Annotated in this window: 14 protein-coding genes; 3 read left to right on the top strand and 11 right to left on the bottom strand. The window is 49.7% G+C overall.

Annotated features, from left to right (window positions below):
* Window positions 1–102: 102 nt before the first annotated feature.
* The 11 genes from HRU10_11255 to HRU10_11205 all read right to left on the bottom strand — a co-directional run bounded on the left by HRU10_11255 (window position 103) and on the right by HRU10_11205 (window position 10677).
* Complete coding sequence (locus HRU10_11255; GenBank protein ID NRA27808.1) at window positions 103–1488, bottom strand: tetratricopeptide repeat protein; 1386 nt, start codon at window positions 1486–1488, stop codon at window positions 103–105.
* Between the two features lie 9 nt (window positions 1489–1497).
* The gene (locus HRU10_11250; protein NRA27807.1) at window positions 1498–2148 is read right to left on the bottom strand and encodes an energy transducer TonB; all 651 of its coding nucleotides are present in this window, start codon (window positions 2146–2148) and stop codon (window positions 1498–1500) included.
* 2 nt (window positions 2149–2150) lie between these two features.
* Window positions 2151–2552, bottom strand: a complete 402-nt coding sequence (locus HRU10_11245; protein NRA27806.1) for a biopolymer transporter ExbD — start codon at window positions 2550–2552, stop codon at window positions 2151–2153.
* 18 nt (window positions 2553–2570) lie between these two features.
* Entirely contained in the window at window positions 2571–2969 is a 399-nt protein-coding gene (locus tag HRU10_11240; GenBank protein ID NRA27805.1) for a biopolymer transporter ExbD, read from the bottom strand.
* Window positions 2962–3579, bottom strand: coding sequence for a MotA/TolQ/ExbB proton channel family protein (locus tag HRU10_11235; protein ID NRA27804.1), 618 nt, complete (start codon window positions 3577–3579; stop codon window positions 2962–2964). The genes HRU10_11240 and HRU10_11235 overlap by 8 nt, the downstream gene beginning before the upstream one ends.
* 30 nt (window positions 3580–3609) lie before the next feature.
* Window positions 3610–4998: a MotA/TolQ/ExbB proton channel family protein gene (locus tag HRU10_11230; protein ID NRA27803.1), complete on the bottom strand. Its 1389-nt coding sequence runs from the start codon at window positions 4996–4998 to the stop codon at window positions 3610–3612.
* 33 nt (window positions 4999–5031) lie between these two features.
* Window positions 5032–5814 (bottom strand): DUF3450 family protein, encoded by a 783-nt coding sequence (locus HRU10_11225; GenBank protein ID NRA27802.1) that lies wholly within the window; start codon window positions 5812–5814, stop codon window positions 5032–5034.
* Window positions 5815–6020: 206 nt separating this feature from the next.
* A complete protein-coding gene (locus tag HRU10_11220) occupies window positions 6021–7034 on the bottom strand; it encodes an NAD-dependent epimerase/dehydratase family protein (GenBank protein ID NRA27801.1) in 1014 nt (337 codons plus the stop codon).
* Window positions 7031–8707, bottom strand: a complete 1677-nt coding sequence (locus tag HRU10_11215) for an AMP-binding protein (protein NRA27800.1) — start codon at window positions 8705–8707, stop codon at window positions 7031–7033. Before HRU10_11215 ends, HRU10_11220 begins: the two co-directional genes overlap by 4 nt.
* Window positions 8708–8813: 106 nt before the next feature.
* Window positions 8814–9071: a hypothetical protein gene (locus HRU10_11210; protein NRA27799.1), complete on the bottom strand. Its 258-nt coding sequence runs from the start codon at window positions 9069–9071 to the stop codon at window positions 8814–8816.
* Window positions 9072–9132: 61 nt separating this feature from the next.
* Window positions 9133–10677: a response regulator gene (locus tag HRU10_11205; protein ID NRA27798.1), complete on the bottom strand. Its 1545-nt coding sequence runs from the start codon at window positions 10675–10677 to the stop codon at window positions 9133–9135.
* Window positions 10678–10820: 143 nt separating this feature from the next.
* Between HRU10_11205 and HRU10_11200 the strand changes: the two genes are divergently transcribed.
* The 3 genes from HRU10_11200 to HRU10_11190 all read left to right on the top strand — a co-directional run bounded on the left by HRU10_11200 (window position 10821) and on the right by HRU10_11190 (window position 15339).
* On the top strand, window positions 10821–12335 hold the full coding sequence (locus HRU10_11200) for a glycine--tRNA ligase (protein ID NRA27797.1): 1515 nt from the start codon (window positions 10821–10823) through the stop codon (window positions 12333–12335).
* A complete protein-coding gene (gene gmk, locus HRU10_11195; GenBank protein NRA27796.1) occupies window positions 12313–12942 on the top strand; it encodes a guanylate kinase in 630 nt (209 codons plus the stop codon). Before HRU10_11200 ends, gmk begins: the two co-directional genes overlap by 23 nt.
* Window positions 12943–13563: 621 nt before the next feature.
* Window positions 13564–15339: a hypothetical protein gene (locus HRU10_11190; protein ID NRA27795.1), complete on the top strand. Its 1776-nt coding sequence runs from the start codon at window positions 13564–13566 to the stop codon at window positions 15337–15339.
* Window positions 15340–15366: the final 27 nt, after the last annotated feature.

Raw genomic sequence — 15366 nt, 5'->3', positions numbered from 1 at the left:
AACCATATGCGTTCAGCTATCCCAACGACATAAACAAAAAAAACAGGCACCTTGTAAGGTGCCTGCTTTGAAATCCTAGATCAGCTTTTCAGTCTACAAGCTTTAAGCGCCAGCATTCGAGGCCGCGGCCTGGGCTGCTGCGCGCTCAACTGACTCAAGGTAGCGTTCCACACGTGTATTGCGCTTGAGATCTAAGTAGCTCCGCAGCAACGGGAGAGCCTTGTCATACATCTTCTGCCCGACGCGCATTTGAGCGTAGGCGAGGTAAGCCTCAGCGGATACATCGAGATCTCTATTTTTCGTTGCACGCTCATACAGGAAGGCGGCCTTTTCAAATTCGCTTTTGCGTTCGTGATAAACGGCCAAGGTCATGATGGCGTCGGCGTTATTGGGATCGCGGCTGATGAGCTGATTTAAGATCTCCGAAGCTTCTTCAGCGCGACCGGAATTAATGAGCATTTCACCTTTAATACCGAGAAAAGTAATTTGCTCCTTATTCGAAAGCTCAGCCTCTTCTTCAATCTCCTCGAGAAACTTTTCAGCTTCTTCAAAATTTCCGAGGAGGACGAATGTTTCAGCGAGACCTAAATATGCGTCAGTCCCCAGTGGGTCATTGGATTCAATCGATGCAGTGAATGCCTCAAAAGCGGATGTGGGGAGGCCCTCACGCAGGTAAATTTTACCCAACAATTCCATCGTTGCACCGGTGGCAAATCCAAGTCGTTTGATCATTTCGAGGTTGGCGATTGCTTTATCTGTTTGGCCGGAACTGACGAATGCATCCGTTTGCATCAGCCAATAATCTGCTACCTCGGGTGTTTTCAAAATTGCCTCGTCGAGGAGGAGAATACCGCGGTCAAACTGTCCTGACTCTATCAGCACGCGAATGAGTCCATTTCGCCAGTCTACACTTTCTGGGTCGAGGGTCAGGGCATTCTTGTAGGCACTTTCCGCAGAAGCGTATTTCTTTTCCATGAGATAGGCAAAGGCGAGCAATCCATATGTATCACTGTCTTCCTGTCCAAGCTCGATACTTTTGAGAAGAGCCGGAACAGCCTTATCCCACGCCTCGCCTCGAACATGCACAAAAGCGATGTTCTTATGGACGCGCACAAAATTGGGGAACTTGCGCAGCGCATTCTGATAGTAACTGAGCGCACGATTCGCTTGTCCTTTCTCGAAAAACAGATTCCCGAGCGTGAAATCAAGTGCTGCACTCGACTCGGGAGTAATGGCTGTTGCAAGCTGCTGAATCGCCGCATCGATCTGTCCCTGTTGGAGCAAGGGGACAAGCGTCTGGAACACGGCCGCTTCTTCTTCGGTGATATCAGGCTCAATGTCCTCGATGACACCGTAAGTACCCATGAAGCGATCGAGGAACCTCTCACTGGTCCAGTATTCAGAGGTAAGCGTGAATATCTCGCTCTGAGCCGGAACGGATGAGGCCAAGACGCAAGTCGCGAGTGTTGAAAGAATGAGATTTTTCATAAAAGAATATTATTTGAGGGTGAAAACAAAAGGATACACGTACCGGATTTTTACAGCTTTACCGTCCTTAGTCGGTTTCTCAAAAACCGAACTTTCGGCAGACTCGATAGCGGGTCGTTCAAAATCGCGGTGAGTTGATTCAACAACCTTTTCCACAGTCACGCGGCCGGTCTCATCAATAATCACCGACAGGCGAACTTTACCCTCGATTTTGTTCCGCTTGAGGTCAAACGGGTACTCTGGCGGCCGCCCTGATATACGGCGGGGAACCCGATCCAGGTCACGTATACTGAAGATCATTTCCTCCAATGTATCCGGCTGGGTGTCGAAATCGATTCCTGTTGAAACGGTCGCACCGCCTACTCCTGCCTGGAGCGAGGCACCCAGTGAAGAGAGAGAGATCTCAGGTTGAACTTGTTCTAGCTCCTCGACTTGAGTCTCCGGAGGAGGTTCCTCGATAGGCGGGGGCTCTTCAAATTCGATCGGCGGTGGTGGCAGGGTCGTATTCACACGACGCAGCTGCTGGTCATCGTCTCCCCCGCCCTCAAAATACTGCGTCAGGGGGAGTAGGAGAAAGAGCCCAGCACCCATACCTAGGGCCATCACGTAGGCCATCGGCGAAGGGCTCAACGAAGAGAGTTTGTAAGTGGTATTACTCATCGTTAATCGGCAATTTTAAAAGATGGTGACTCAGCGCCACTCATGAGCGCTTCATCATATACTCTGAGGGCCAAACCTGAGCGGGAGCCCTCCTCGACTTCAACGATCACTGGGACAGTTTCTCGCTGACTGGCGTTCAAGATAGTGCGTCTGACTGCTCCGAGGCCAACAATATTGCCATCGAGAACGACATCTCCGTCACGGGTGACGCGAAACACAACCGGTTCGACGTCGCTGTCATTCTCATCTTGAGCATTGTTGGATCCGGGCATTTCGAACCCGCGTTCATCAATGAAGACCGTGGTGACGATGAAGAAGATCAACAAGATGAACACCATGTCGATCAGGGGCGATATATCGACACCCTTTTCCTCAGCACCTCTATTCAAATTCTTTTTTCGCATGCTAGTGATTCCTTTCTATCAGCTATCATCCGTGGCTACGAATACTTGAGTGCCTGTATTAGCGACTTGTTCAATTACTCGAGCAACCACGCTGGCGTCAGATAGTGCATCTACTTGAAGCACCACAGGCGTCCCAGGCTGTTTCAATCGATCGACCAATCCACGCACGCCCAGAATTTCGAGCTGTTCTCCCCCGTATACGACCTCATTATCCGATGTTACAGCTATCAGGATAGACTTCTTTTGGAGCTTGTCGCCTGAAACCGTAAACACGCGATCCACTTCAACACCGGGCTCTTCGATGAAGACAGCCGCGACGATGAAAAAAATCAACAGGATGAATACCATGTCAATGAGCGGTGAGATATCGATTTCCGAAATTCCGCCACCAGAACCGACTCTATTGCGCTTAGCCATGTGCTGATCCTCCCTCCATTTGCTGCTCCATCTCCTGCATGGAGAGCGACTCCATCCGGGTGATCATCTGATCTAGGAGGTTGCGTCGACGGATCACGAGGTAGACCAAAACATAGCCAGGGATCGCGATCATTAGACCGGTTTGAGTTGTGATCAAGGCTTCCGAGATACCTCCGGCGATGAGATCAATAGTTCGGCCGACATTTTTAGTCAGCCCATCAAAAGTTGCGAGCATGCCCATCACCGTTCCAAGTAGTCCCATCAGGGGTGAAACGGAAATGAGTATGCTAAGAAAGCGAATTCGACGATCGATGCGCGGGATATGCGCAGATCGAACTTCAGCGAAGCGGTTCTGAAGATCACTGACCGACTCAGCGTCTTTATAACAGTAATGTAATACCTTTGCTATCTCGCCTTGTGCCTTCGATGGATTCTTAATCCAGTCTACCAGCATCTCATACTTCACTTTCAGATAGTTTCCTTTTCCAAAATGGAAATAGAGTTCGAAACCAGTGAAATAAATGAAGAGAGCAAGAATCGCTAGAGGATACATCAGAGTCCCGCCACCGGACCAAATCCGCATGAAGGCTTCAGCAAATGATTCTTCCATAGTAATGGCCTCTAGTAAAAGATTAGAGAGCTACTTCTTTTGGACTTCGATACCGTTAATAAAGGCAGAAGAATATTTCTCCATCGCAGCCAAGATCCCTTGAGCCTTGCGCGAGAGCAAAGCATGGACAACCAACGACGGGATTGCGGCGATGAGACCGAATTTTGTGGTAATCAATGCTTCAGAAATACCGCCGGCGAGCTTGGATGCATCCGATGTGCCAAACAGCGTGATCTGCTGGAAGGTATTAATCATACCGGTCACCGTTCCAAGTAGCCCGAGGAGAGGAGCTGTCGCTGCGGTAACCGCAATAATCGGGAGCAATCGCTCGATCTTTGGCTGGGACTCCAACATGCGTTCATAAAGTACTTCTTCCAGAAGCTCTTTGCTATCTCCAGCATGCTTCACCGCTGATTGAAACAATCGGCCAAAGTGTCCTCCGATGCCGCGCACATATTTCTTGGCCTCCTCAATTTGCCCATCCTCAATGTATTGCAGGGTTTGTTGGAGGACAGATTCACCTGGAGTCCGGATACTGTAAATTTCAGCCGCCTTTACTAGGCCAACAATCATAGCGATGAAGAAGGCGATAATAATAGGCCACACCCAGATCCCACCTGCATTGACTTCATCGAGAATATTAGTCTCAGCCTTTTCTAATTCGAGGGCATCGTTCAAAGTTGGGTCGAAGGGTAACACACCGTCACCATCAACAACAGCTGCAGCAATCCCAGGAGTGGCACCTTCGATCTCCACGATTTTAGCACGGATAGGCTCTTTGGTGTTCACCATTCCGGCGGCCATCCCATCATCCGATGCGAAAAATGAAACCGGGCCTAAAACCAAGAATTTACCGTCCTTAGCGTCGCCTCCAGGAACGATAGCTGTGCCCTCGAAAATGCGCCCACCGAGCACCTCGCCTATGCGGACAAGCGATTCCTCAACGAGATTAAACTGAGCATCGAATTTGTCGGTGACGTCCATTTGGTCATCCTCGATGTTCGCTACAACAGTCTCGACCATTTCATCATAAAGCTGTTTTTCCGCAATGGACACTGAAGTTGCCTCGAACTGTCGGGCGTACTCGTTGAGCATGTTGCTCATGTAGTTGATGTTCTTCTCCATCGACTCGATCTCAGTCTCGAGTTGTGAAATCGATGAGGTGGATGAGTCCGCAAGCCGCTGAGCGCGGGACTGATCGCGTCGTTTTTCCCTGACGGTCGCCTCGAGTTCGTTGAGTTCGTTAGACAGAGGCACGCGTTCGCTGCCTATCAATTTTTGTAAATCGGCGAACTCGCTGAGAGCAGCGTCGAGGTCTGCTTGGACGGTCGAGCGTGCCTCGTCGAAAGATTGAGCAGAAAGCAAAGACGCCCCGAGTAGGAGTGATCCAGCAGTAAAGAGAAATTTGATGTTCATCATTCGAATAATCTAAAATTTATTAGGCTCGATCGGCTACTGGTTGACAGAAATGGGAAGGTAGATGAACTCCGCTAGCTTCTTGCGCTCAGCAATTTGAACAGCATCATCAATTTCAATTGCCAGACCATTTTCAGAGGTCCACACCCAACCTTCTGCGGAAGGCACTCCGTAGCCCGCAGAGGTGAGTGACTCATCGACAAAAAATGCTTTTGCTAGTCCGTAATAAAGCACTGAATACTCCTTAGGCTCGGCACCATCGATGGAGAGCAATTGTTTGTGCGTTTGGACGGACGTTTGGAACTTATCTACTTCCTGAAGAATCCCCAGAACAAGTAGGAAACGACGCGGCGTATCAAGCGCTGTCTTGCCGTCGACAGGGAGCTTATCACTCAACTTCTCAGTGGCTCTCTGGAGTGGCTCGGGTAAGTATGGAATCAGGTCGCGGACTTTTTGCTCGAAGCTCGTCGCAACACCAGAGAAGGAATCGAGCTGTGTTTTTAGCTCATCTTTGCGAATATTCAATTGAGAGCGCACATCATCCGATTCAGCGCGTTCCTTCTCAGCAGCTTCGATGCGCTCTTCAAGCAGAGTAAGTTCGTCTTGCAGCGAAGTAATCGTAGCTTGAAGAATCTGTTTATCGGACTCCCATGCGCTTTTTGACTCGGCGATGTCTTTTTTTGTTTGAACCAGCTCTGACAATGCTGAGCGGGTGTCGTCGATTACAGTTTGCGCCGAAACGGGGACCGCAGCAATGGCGGCAAAGACTCCGGCTAGAATGATGGACTTGTTCATACGTTGAACGCGTTCTGTTGTCATGGTTGTTGAGTTGAAAGATTCTGAGACAGATTAGCGGATACCATACCAGTTGGGCGTTTCAGTATTTGCTAGGTCTGTTTTCGATATCTTTGTTTACGGGAGGCTCAGGCCTAATGACTCCCGAATCGATATATCTATATCAATTCGAGTTTCGTTAAATCCTCGTAACCCGCGTCGTTCGCCAGAAGGATTCCGTCCAAGGATCATCAACTCAGAAGATCACTCCGAATCCACTCTGCTGTGCGCTTCAAGGCCACTTCAGCTTCAACTACCGGCTGATAACCAAGGATCCGTTGAGCTTTTTCTATGCTGAAGTAATGATCTTTCGCCAACTCGACGGCGACAAATCTAGTCATCGGGGGATCATCTTGCCGGCCGAAGAGTGACCAGAGTTTTTCGCATATGCTTCCAAGAAAATAAGCTGCACGCAGGGGAATCTTTTTCTTTATCGGCTCGATAGCCACGCGTTCCAAAAGACTATTGATCCATGACCAAAGCTTAACGGGCTCGGCGTCCGATAGGAAAAATGCTTCTCCGCCCGCCCGTCCATTTTCCAATGCCTCAAGTGCAAGAAGATGTGCATGCGCAACGTTGTCGATATAGCTGATATCCACTCGGTTTTCGCCGTTCCCTACTTGAACTAGCCGCCCAGCATGGGCCTTTCTAATCAACTTCGGCAAAATATGATTGTCTTCAGGCCCCCAAACCAGGTGGGGGCGCAAGGCGCAAACCCTCAGGCTGTCATCATGGGACGCCAGCGTTTCCTTCTCAGCCATCGCCTTGGTCTTGGCGTAGGGACCCAACCAGTTTTTACCGTAAGGGAGCGTCTCGTTTTCCCCAGTGTAGGGCTCTCCGTTAAAAACCACTGAAGGTGTGCTTGTGTAGACGATGTGCGCCACGTTTTGGCTGCGAGCGGCGAGCACGACTTGACGACTAGCCAGAACATTCGCACGAAAAAACGACTCTTCAGCACCCCATATTCCCGCCTTCGCGGCAACATGGAATACTGCATGGGCTCCTTCAAAAGCGGCTTCGATCGATTCTAGTGGTCCCGATAAGTCACATTGAATTGAAGTGACGCCCGGTAATTTCTCTAAGTCGGCGTAGTGATTCCTCGCGACAACGCGAATTGAGCAGCCAGGCCGCCGTTCAATCAGCAGCTTGACAATAGCTTTGCCAATGAAGCCGCCTCCACCCGTTACGACATAACACTCGCTCATCCAATCCCCTCCTTATCGATTTCATTTTTCAATGTCAGGCGGTGAATTTTAGCATTATGCCTCACGTCTACAGGGAATGACTTTCGGAAAAACACACGCCGGATTCGACTATCACCACCCAAGCGTGCGATTTGTTCTAGCACGCGACTAACAAAAGCATCGCGCGCCCCACTGGTTTTGGGAAAAGCATCTGCCATAGGCTCAATAACAATGGCCGGCTCTTGATTTGGAGCCTCGCCGATCCCGACTAACGCGGACCTGAAAACATCCTCCATTTGGTTCACTAGAGCTTCGAACTGATCCGTATATAAAAAAACGCCGGGCTCAACCTCGACCCGTTCTACTTTTCGTCCACAAAACCAAAGTCTACCCGCCGAGTCCACATAGCCCACATCCGCCATGCGATGCCAGATCCGTCCATCTTCCTCGATCTTCGAAGCCGCCGTCGCATGAGGAAGCGCATCATAAGCGCGCGTCACAGATGGGCCCGTCACAAGGATCTCGCCGATTTCGCCCACCGCTAAGACCCTTGCTTCGCTCAATGTGGTAATAGGGAAATCTCCTGCCTCGATGATTTTGATAGACACCCCAGGCAGGACGATGCCGACACAGGTTCCTGCTCCCTCTTCTGTCTTTGACCAGGTTTGTGACAAAATTTGTCCAGCCGAAATAGAGGTCACTGGTAGACACTCAGTCGCCCCGTAAGGCGTATGCACCTGACCATTGGGCAGTAATCGACTCATCCGTCTCAAAAGCTCGGGAGATACTGGAGCGCCAGCCATGAGCACACGTTTAAGCTGCGGTAGTTGAATCCTTTCCCGCTCGCAATAGTCGGCTATTTTTGTCCACAAGACGGGCGACCCAAATGAATTAGTCACATCATTGCGAATAATGGCCTCGACGATCCTTGCCGGATCCACGGTCGCCGGCTTGCTCGGATTCATCTCTGGCACGATCGTCGTCATCCCCATGGCCGGATTAAACAGAGCAAAAATCGGCAACATGGGGAGATCCACCTCACCGGGCTCAATGTCATAATGGGTTTTGATCAATTCCACTTGAGCCTCAAAGGCTCCGTGGTGATACATAACTCCTTTTGGTGCACCGGTTGAGCCAGAAGTGAAAAGGATCGCAGCTAGATCCGACTCACGTGTCGGTGCAGCCTGGAAGTCTGAAGATTCAACAGTCAACTGACTCCGAAAGGCGGCATCATTCTTCACAAGAATTTTTTGAGAAATACTCTTAAACGAAGAACGAAAGACCCAACTCACCACATGCGCTAAACGGATACCAAGAAGGACATCCGGACGTGTCCGCTCTACACACGACCTGAAGCTTTTTAGGCCCATTCCTGGGTCAATAACTACGGGAACAGCGCCCATGCGAAACAGCGCAAAACAGAGCACAATCAAGGCCTGTCCTGGCTTGACCATAAGAAGCACACGCTTCCCCTGAGAAACGCCGGCTGACTCCAACCAATTGCATGCTCGGTTGACCGATGCTTCTAGCTCCGCGAAGGTCAGTTCGTCATATTCTAAGACTTCTCCACCTGAAGTGCGCCGCGGAACAGCCAATGCCCGATGGTTGGGCACCTGCAAGGCGGCTCGCGTGAGGAACCTCGATACGTTTATATGGCTTTGGTCAGGCACGATCCGCAACCCATGCCCAGCGATGGAAGCCACTCAAGTAAAATGCCTCTATCGATAAAACTATGTCGATTTTTGGGCACAAAAAACCACGCAGGCTATTTGCGTGGTTCTCGTGACTAGGATTTATGGATTAATCAGAAATAGTGATCAAACCCCAGAAGAGCGTTGTTTTGTTTCCAGTATAATCGTTTTGGGTCATAATGTCCTCGCTCTTCAGCTCAAAGGTATTGGGGCCGGTCACCGAGTAAGAGCTATCCTCCACTTTAATAATGCCTAAAAAGTTGTGCGTCGAAGGCTGGTGATGAGCTGTCTGCGCTGTATTACAGCCAGAAAAGAGCAAACAAAGTGTAAGTGTAAGGGCAGCGACGAGTTTCTTAGAGGTAATCATAATGAATAAAGTGAACGGACAAAATCGAAGGAGGTAACGGCGAGGCAACCGATTTCTTCAACTATTTATCTTTCAGGGACTCGAGTAATGAACTGAACTCCTGGACGGTGTATGGTTTCTGCATAGCAACGGTGAAGCCAAACTTTTTCGGATCCTCCATGATTGGATCGTGAGAGTATCCGCTCGATACGACGCCTACTGCATCCGGATCGATCTCTAGCAACCGCACCATCGCCTCTTTTCCACCCATCTTTCCAGGAATCGTCAGGTCGAGAATGACCGCATCGTAGGGCTCACCGCTGTTTCGAGCGCGCTGATATTCCTCTAGCATCGCCTCACCATGTTCAGACAATCCCGCTGTATAGCCCAAGAGTTCAAGCATGTCACCCGCGATCTGACGGATCATCGCTTCATCGTCCATAACGAGAATGCGACCCATGCCTGCATGCAAATTATCGGGATTTTTCTGCTGTTCTGACACAGAGTCGGAAGAGTGATCTGACCAAGGTATGATGCAAGAAAAACAACTCCCCTTGCCCAAATGAGATGAGACCGTCAGCGCGCCTCCGTGAAGATGCATAATGGAACGACATGAGGCGAGACCCAGGCCATGCCCCCCGGACTTTGTCGTATAATAAGGATCAAAAATACGCGCGGTATCCGTGGCTGAAATTCCGGGTCCATCATCTTCAAAATCAATGCAGAAGTAACGCCCAGGATCGATACAGAGACCTTCTGCCTCAGCAGGTTTGCATTCTATCGAGCTCACCCGAATTTCGATGGCACCAGCTCCCTTCATCGCCTGAACAGCATTGATGATAAGATTATTAAAGACCTGACTCATCTGATCTTCATCGGCGTGCATTACCTCAGAATCCGTAGCGACAGAGATATCGTAACGGCACTGCGTTCCACAGGTTATCAAAGTACAGGCCTCCTCTAAGAGCTCTCGAACATTAAACGCCTTCTGCGCACACTGACCTATTCCGCGGCGACACAAAGACAAAAACTGTTTAGCCAAACCCCTTGCCCGTTCGGCAGCCTTTTCCGCGGAAAGCACTGTCTGACGAATCCTTGGGTCATTCTCCATCGCAGAGACCAAGGACAAATTCCCCAAGACGCCGGTCAAAATGTTGTTGAAATCGTGCGCCACGCCGCCGGCCATCATCGATACAGACTCATGGCGCTGACTCTTGATCACCATATGTTCCAGCCGGACGCGGTCCGTGACGTCTGACAACACCAGAAGACCTTGATCGCTCTCGGGACAGGGAATCGCCCGGAAGGTAACAAATCGTTCATTCCCGTTACTTGTTTTAAGAACAACAGGCTCGTCATGTTCCACGGTCAATCGCTGCGTGATCACACGATCTAGGTTCCAATCTACTGGCTGACGGGCATCGAGATGGAGGGGAATAAATATCTTGCTGACCAACTGGCCCAAACAATCTGTAGGAGAGAGTTCGAGTAGAGTCGAAGCTGATTCATTGAGACCGGCAACGCACCCATCCATATCAATAGATATCACAGCATCGCTGATTGCCGCCAAGATTTCTCGAGCTCGCGCCCCCTTTTGATCACCCACCTTGCTATGTTTTGATGCCATTTTCTCTATATAAATTCGGAGTATGTGAAACACTCCGGGTTCCATTCACATTATTTTTACTGCCTTCAGCAAGCTATTTGAGCACTTTCGATCAAATACATCCGTCTTGACCTGCTTTTGTGCCCAAACATCGTTGCTCCTCTATGGCTCAAAAAGCACAGGATTCCGACCTCATGGAAAACATCATAAGCCTCTGCCGACGCAGAGGCTTTATCTTTCAATCCTCGGAGATTTACGGCGGCATCAACGGCTTTTTTGACTATGGCCCACTTGGAGTAGAATTGCGTAAAAACATTAAGGATGCCTGGTGGTATAGCTTCGTTCAAACCCGCGACGATATCGTCGGGCTCGACGCTTCGATTGTGATGAACCCAAAGGTCTGGGAAGCCTCCGGCCATGTGGGTGGTTTTTCCGATCCGATGGTGGACTGTAAGGAATCCAAAATGCGTTACCGCGCCGATCATCTCTTCTTTTCTGAAGTGGTCGTCGGCGGCGATATCATTGGTTATATTTCTGTGCTCGAATCGGAAAACATGCAGTCGGAAGCAGAAAAGGCCGCCGAGACAATGAAGCGGAAAGCGAGCGCTCAGGGGACTCTTGAGCCGCTTAACCTTCGCGAATACACAGAAGCGTCTTCTGAACAATATGCTTTAATCCCATCACCGGCTACCGGAAAGCCTGGATCACTCACCGAGCCGCGGGAATTTAATATGATGTTTCAAACTTGGGTGGGTGCTCTTCGAGATGATTCAGCCGTGGCTTACCTGCGCCCCGAAACCGCCCAAGGCATTTTCGCAAACTTCAAAAATGTCACAGACAGCACGCGTGTCAAAATACCCTTTGGCATCGCCCAGGTGGGCAAGTCCTTCCGCAATGAAATTACCCCGCGCAACTTCATTTTCCGTTCTCGTGAATTCGAGCAAATGGAGATCGAGTATTTCATAGACCCCTCAGAAGAGACTTGGCCCAAAGTCTACCGCGAATGGATCGACACCTGTAAGAGCTGGCTCATCTCTATCGGCTTGCGAGAAGAGCTACTCAGTGAAGACGTGCATCCCCAAGAGAAACTGTCTCACTACTCCAAAGGAACAACGGACATTATGTTCAAATACCCCTTCGGCATCCAGGAGCTCTGGGGAATCGCCTGCCGAGGAAATTATGATTTAACACAGCACGAGAGTCATTCAGGTAAAACCCTCCAATACTTCGACGAACAGACTCGGGAGAAATATATACCGCACGTAGTTGAACCCGCTGTAGGCGTAGACCGCATTTTACTTGCTCTGCTTTGCTCCGCCTATGCTGAAGATGAAATAGACGGTGAAAAGCGGACCGTTCTTCACTTCCACCCACGTATTGCACCCGTTAAAGCAGCCATTTTTCCTCTTGTAAAAAACAAGCCCGAAATCGTCGCAAAGGCTGAAAGTCTTTATAAGGCGCTACAGCGAAAATACCCCGTTTTTTGGGACGTGTCAGGTAACATCGGCCGCCGCTATCGCCGGCAAGATGAAATCGGCACCCCCTACTGCATTACCATCGACTTTGATTCGTTAGAAGACGATACTGTCACCGTGCGCGACCGCGACACCACCGAGCAAGTAAGGAAGCCTATTTCAGAAATTGCAGCGTGGCTCGATGAACAAGTCTTTGGTTCTTGAAAAAACGGTGAGCACATCGAGCCAGGCAATTCTGCTGATCATTTCCGGTCCTACCGCCAGCGGAAAAACGACCCTCTGCGACCGGATGCTCGAGACCTATCAACCAGCCATCCAACGCGTCATCACATCCACAACACGCGCCGTACGTCCCGGCGAAATCAATAAGCGCGACTACTATTTTTTCACCCAGGAGGAATTCATTCGGCGGGAGCAAGCGGGTGAATTTTACGAAACTGCCGACGTTCACGGAAGGCGCTACGGAACACTCAAATCTGAGATACAGAGTAAACTCAGCCAAGGCATCGATTGCTTACTCAACATCGATGTCCAAGGTGCTATGGCGTTTTTCGAAGCTGAGGCGCAAGACCCCCTCTTAAGTGGACGGATACATTCTGTCTTCATCATACCTCCAGATCTAGATACTCTCCGTAATCGATTGCGCGAGCGTGGTGAAAGTGATCCGTCAGAGATCGAGCGACGCCTGAAATCAGCCGAAATGGAAATGAGTTACGCGCACCATTATGCCTTTCAGCTCAAAACTACTTCCCGAGACGCCGACTTCAGCGCGCTACAGGCCTATTATAACCAGATCGCTCGACCTAGTTGAAACAGCTTCTTAGTTCACACCTGGGCTAAAGAAATACCTATTTCATCAACCCTATTGTGCCCACCACAGAAGAAATCACTAAGATCTATCGAGAGACTCGGTGATCATGATCGACCGCAAGCTCCTCATAACCAAACATTGCGTAGTAGGTGCCGACGACCCTGCCCAGCAGCCACGGATACGCGATAATCGGTAAGGCTAAGAAAAAGACACCGAGCTATCAAACGCCCGTGATGACAGTCACATTGGTTCGGCTAGCCAGATCCTACGCCCTCTGATTTCTGGGACTATCTGTCGAAATTGTCGGCGTGTTGAAGTCCAGTTTCTAAATCTTGTAGAAGTTGAATTAAAATAAGTCAAAAGAGACGGGAAGGGCCGATTGAGGTGTATGGATGCATCGATCTTACGCATGCTGTTCTGAATGATTATGCACACTCATTGAATCCATACAGGTAGAGTAATCGGATCAACATCAGCTATAATTTCCATAAACCTACCCCGATTTCCCCGTAAAATCCGTAAAGAAAATAATACATGCAACTCCTGCTAAATCTACTCAGTGAATTCGGGGCTACCCCGCGAATAGTGCATCTATTTTTATGCCTTACGCTGTTGCCATGTTTGAATCTAACTATTTTCGGAAACGAGAACTGGCCGGGATATGAAGGGGGTGGAGAGCACCACAACTCCTCTAAAATTCCGATCAATCCCTATCGTCTCGAAACAGTATGGCAAAGAGAGTTTCCATCGAACGATCCGTTCTTGGCGTCACGAAATCTCGCTCTGGTCGATGGCAAAATAGCAATCATCGGTGCACACAAAGAAGGTCTTCCCCGTGGCTACGAAAAACGAGACGGTAATTATAGAAAATATTATAAGGGCTATCTGAGTATTCTCGATGCTCGGACCGGTGACCTCATCACCTGTTATCAGGTCAACCTGACTACTGGGCAAAGCCACAATCGCTGGTACCCGACCGGCCTACGTGTTGATGCAGCCGACACAATGAAAGGGCATTCTGTCACTGTATGGGACCCGCAATCGAAAAACCTCTATATTCGCACGGGAGGCGATCATTCCTCGGCATCAGCATATAACTTATCCAGCTTAGAACAGACAACAGATTGGATACCCGCGATTCCTTCATTTTCAAACGGCAATGACGTCTGGGAACCAGAGAGGCCGAATCACACGTCCTTTTTCGCAGTGGACTCAGGCTCTGATCTAGTGGTAGTGCCAGACAATTATGGCCACAGGCAAAGCTTCATGGCTGGGCTTGCGGCTGTGAGCAAAAGTTCTGGGACAATAATCAAGCATTCCATCTCAAACAATGGTCAGATGCACAGAAAGTTCGGTAAGGTCGGCCTGAGCTCACCCTTCGCTCAATGGGGAGCTTACATCATATCTCAAAATACCCTCTACTATCTGGGACCGGCAGACGACAACAATGGAGATGGTAGGCTAGGCGACACACAGTTGTGTGCAGATTCTTCTTACAAGGAAAAAGAGATGGCAAAGGACATATCGGGTGAAGGCAGTAAGCGATGGAATGCACAAAATCCGGATCAGGGATTGGCTATCGGAGCGATGACATTTGAGTTGGATGAAGCTAATGAGAGTGTTGCTTTTACGTCGTTATATGAGCACAGGCTCAATTCCCCTCACATCCCCCAACACGGCCCGGCTGATGCTGAATCCTATTTGGAGACAGATCATTTCCGTCGCAACAAAGCGTTCCTGGTAGATGATGGTGGTGTTTGGTGCGTGTGGCAAAAAAGCAAAAATTACGGAGCCGAATTAGTCTACGCTAGTCGATCTGGGGTAGAAACATGGCCCATGGGGGATTGCAAAGGAGTCCGTGGTCAAGATGTCTGGCCAAGCTTATCGCTCACAAATGACGGCGAAAATGAATATATCGTCTACTACGCTGGAAATGCTCATACTCGAGAATATTTAGATAAGGAGCCACCGTTTCGCCCCGTAGCGTGTTTTGGTCCAGAAGAGGAACCGTTAAGACCCGCTCAAATCGCCGTATTTGATACCCGTAGCAAGAGCGTTGTTTATACCTATGATATTTCCGAGAAGTATCCCTCGTTACCGGCAAACCTCGCCCAGCACTATATTGATATGTCGCACATGGTGTGTAGTGGCAAATGGGCGTATGTGGGTTGGCTTGATACCACAGAAAAGGAGGCTTCGCTCAAATTGCTCGCATTTGACGTTACGCGTCATAATACCTCGCCAGTTTTGCATTCAACCTCTCTCGGCTTTGGGACGCAAGGCGCTGACGGCTACAGCCGCAGTTTCCTAGAGGACCTCATTGCAGTAGATGGGCAAATCCATGCTCGGGTGCAATTGAAACAGCGGGGAGATTGCCCCAACTGCCTCTGTTGTTGAGCCGCTCAGTCGGCTCGCGGGTTGCGT

This window comes from Opitutales bacterium (assembly GCA_013215165.1).
GTDB lineage: Bacteria > Verrucomicrobiota > Verrucomicrobiia > Opitutales > JABSRG01 > JABSRG01.
Note: the sequence above shows the minus strand (reverse complement) of the source record. Positions and strands in the feature narration are given on the sequence as shown.

Bases quoted from the DNA above. Each gene is read 5' to 3' on its own strand.
- HRU10_11255 (NRA27808.1), bottom strand. From the start codon at position 1,488: ATGAAAAATCTCATTCTTTCAACACTCGCGACTTGCGTCTTGGCCTCA.
- HRU10_11250 (NRA27807.1), bottom strand. From the start codon at position 2,148: ATGAGTAATACCACTTACAAACTCTCTTCGTTGAGCCCTTCGCCGATG.
- HRU10_11245 (NRA27806.1), bottom strand. From the start codon at position 2,552: ATGCGAAAAAAGAATTTGAATAGAGGTGCTGAGGAAAAGGGTGTCGAT.
- HRU10_11240 (NRA27805.1), bottom strand. From the start codon at position 2,969: ATGGCTAAGCGCAATAGAGTCGGTTCTGGTGGCGGAATTTCGGAAATC.
- HRU10_11235 (NRA27804.1), bottom strand. From the start codon at position 3,579: ATGGAAGAATCATTTGCTGAAGCCTTCATGCGGATTTGGTCCGGTGGC.
- HRU10_11230 (NRA27803.1), bottom strand. From the start codon at position 4,998: ATGATGAACATCAAATTTCTCTTTACTGCTGGATCACTCCTACTCGGG.
- HRU10_11225 (NRA27802.1), bottom strand. From the start codon at position 5,814: ATGACAACAGAACGCGTTCAACGTATGAACAAGTCCATCATTCTAGCC.
- HRU10_11220 (NRA27801.1), bottom strand. From the start codon at position 7,034: ATGAGCGAGTGTTATGTCGTAACGGGTGGAGGCGGCTTCATTGGCAAA.
- HRU10_11210 (NRA27799.1), bottom strand. From the start codon at position 9,071: ATGATTACCTCTAAGAAACTCGTCGCTGCCCTTACACTTACACTTTGT.
- HRU10_11205 (NRA27798.1), bottom strand. From the start codon at position 10,677: ATGGCATCAAAACATAGCAAGGTGGGTGATCAAAAGGGGGCGCGAGCT.
- HRU10_11200 (NRA27797.1), top strand. From the start codon at position 10,821: ATGGCTCAAAAAGCACAGGATTCCGACCTCATGGAAAACATCATAAGC.
- gmk (NRA27796.1), top strand. From the start codon at position 12,313: ATGAACAAGTCTTTGGTTCTTGAAAAAACGGTGAGCACATCGAGCCAG.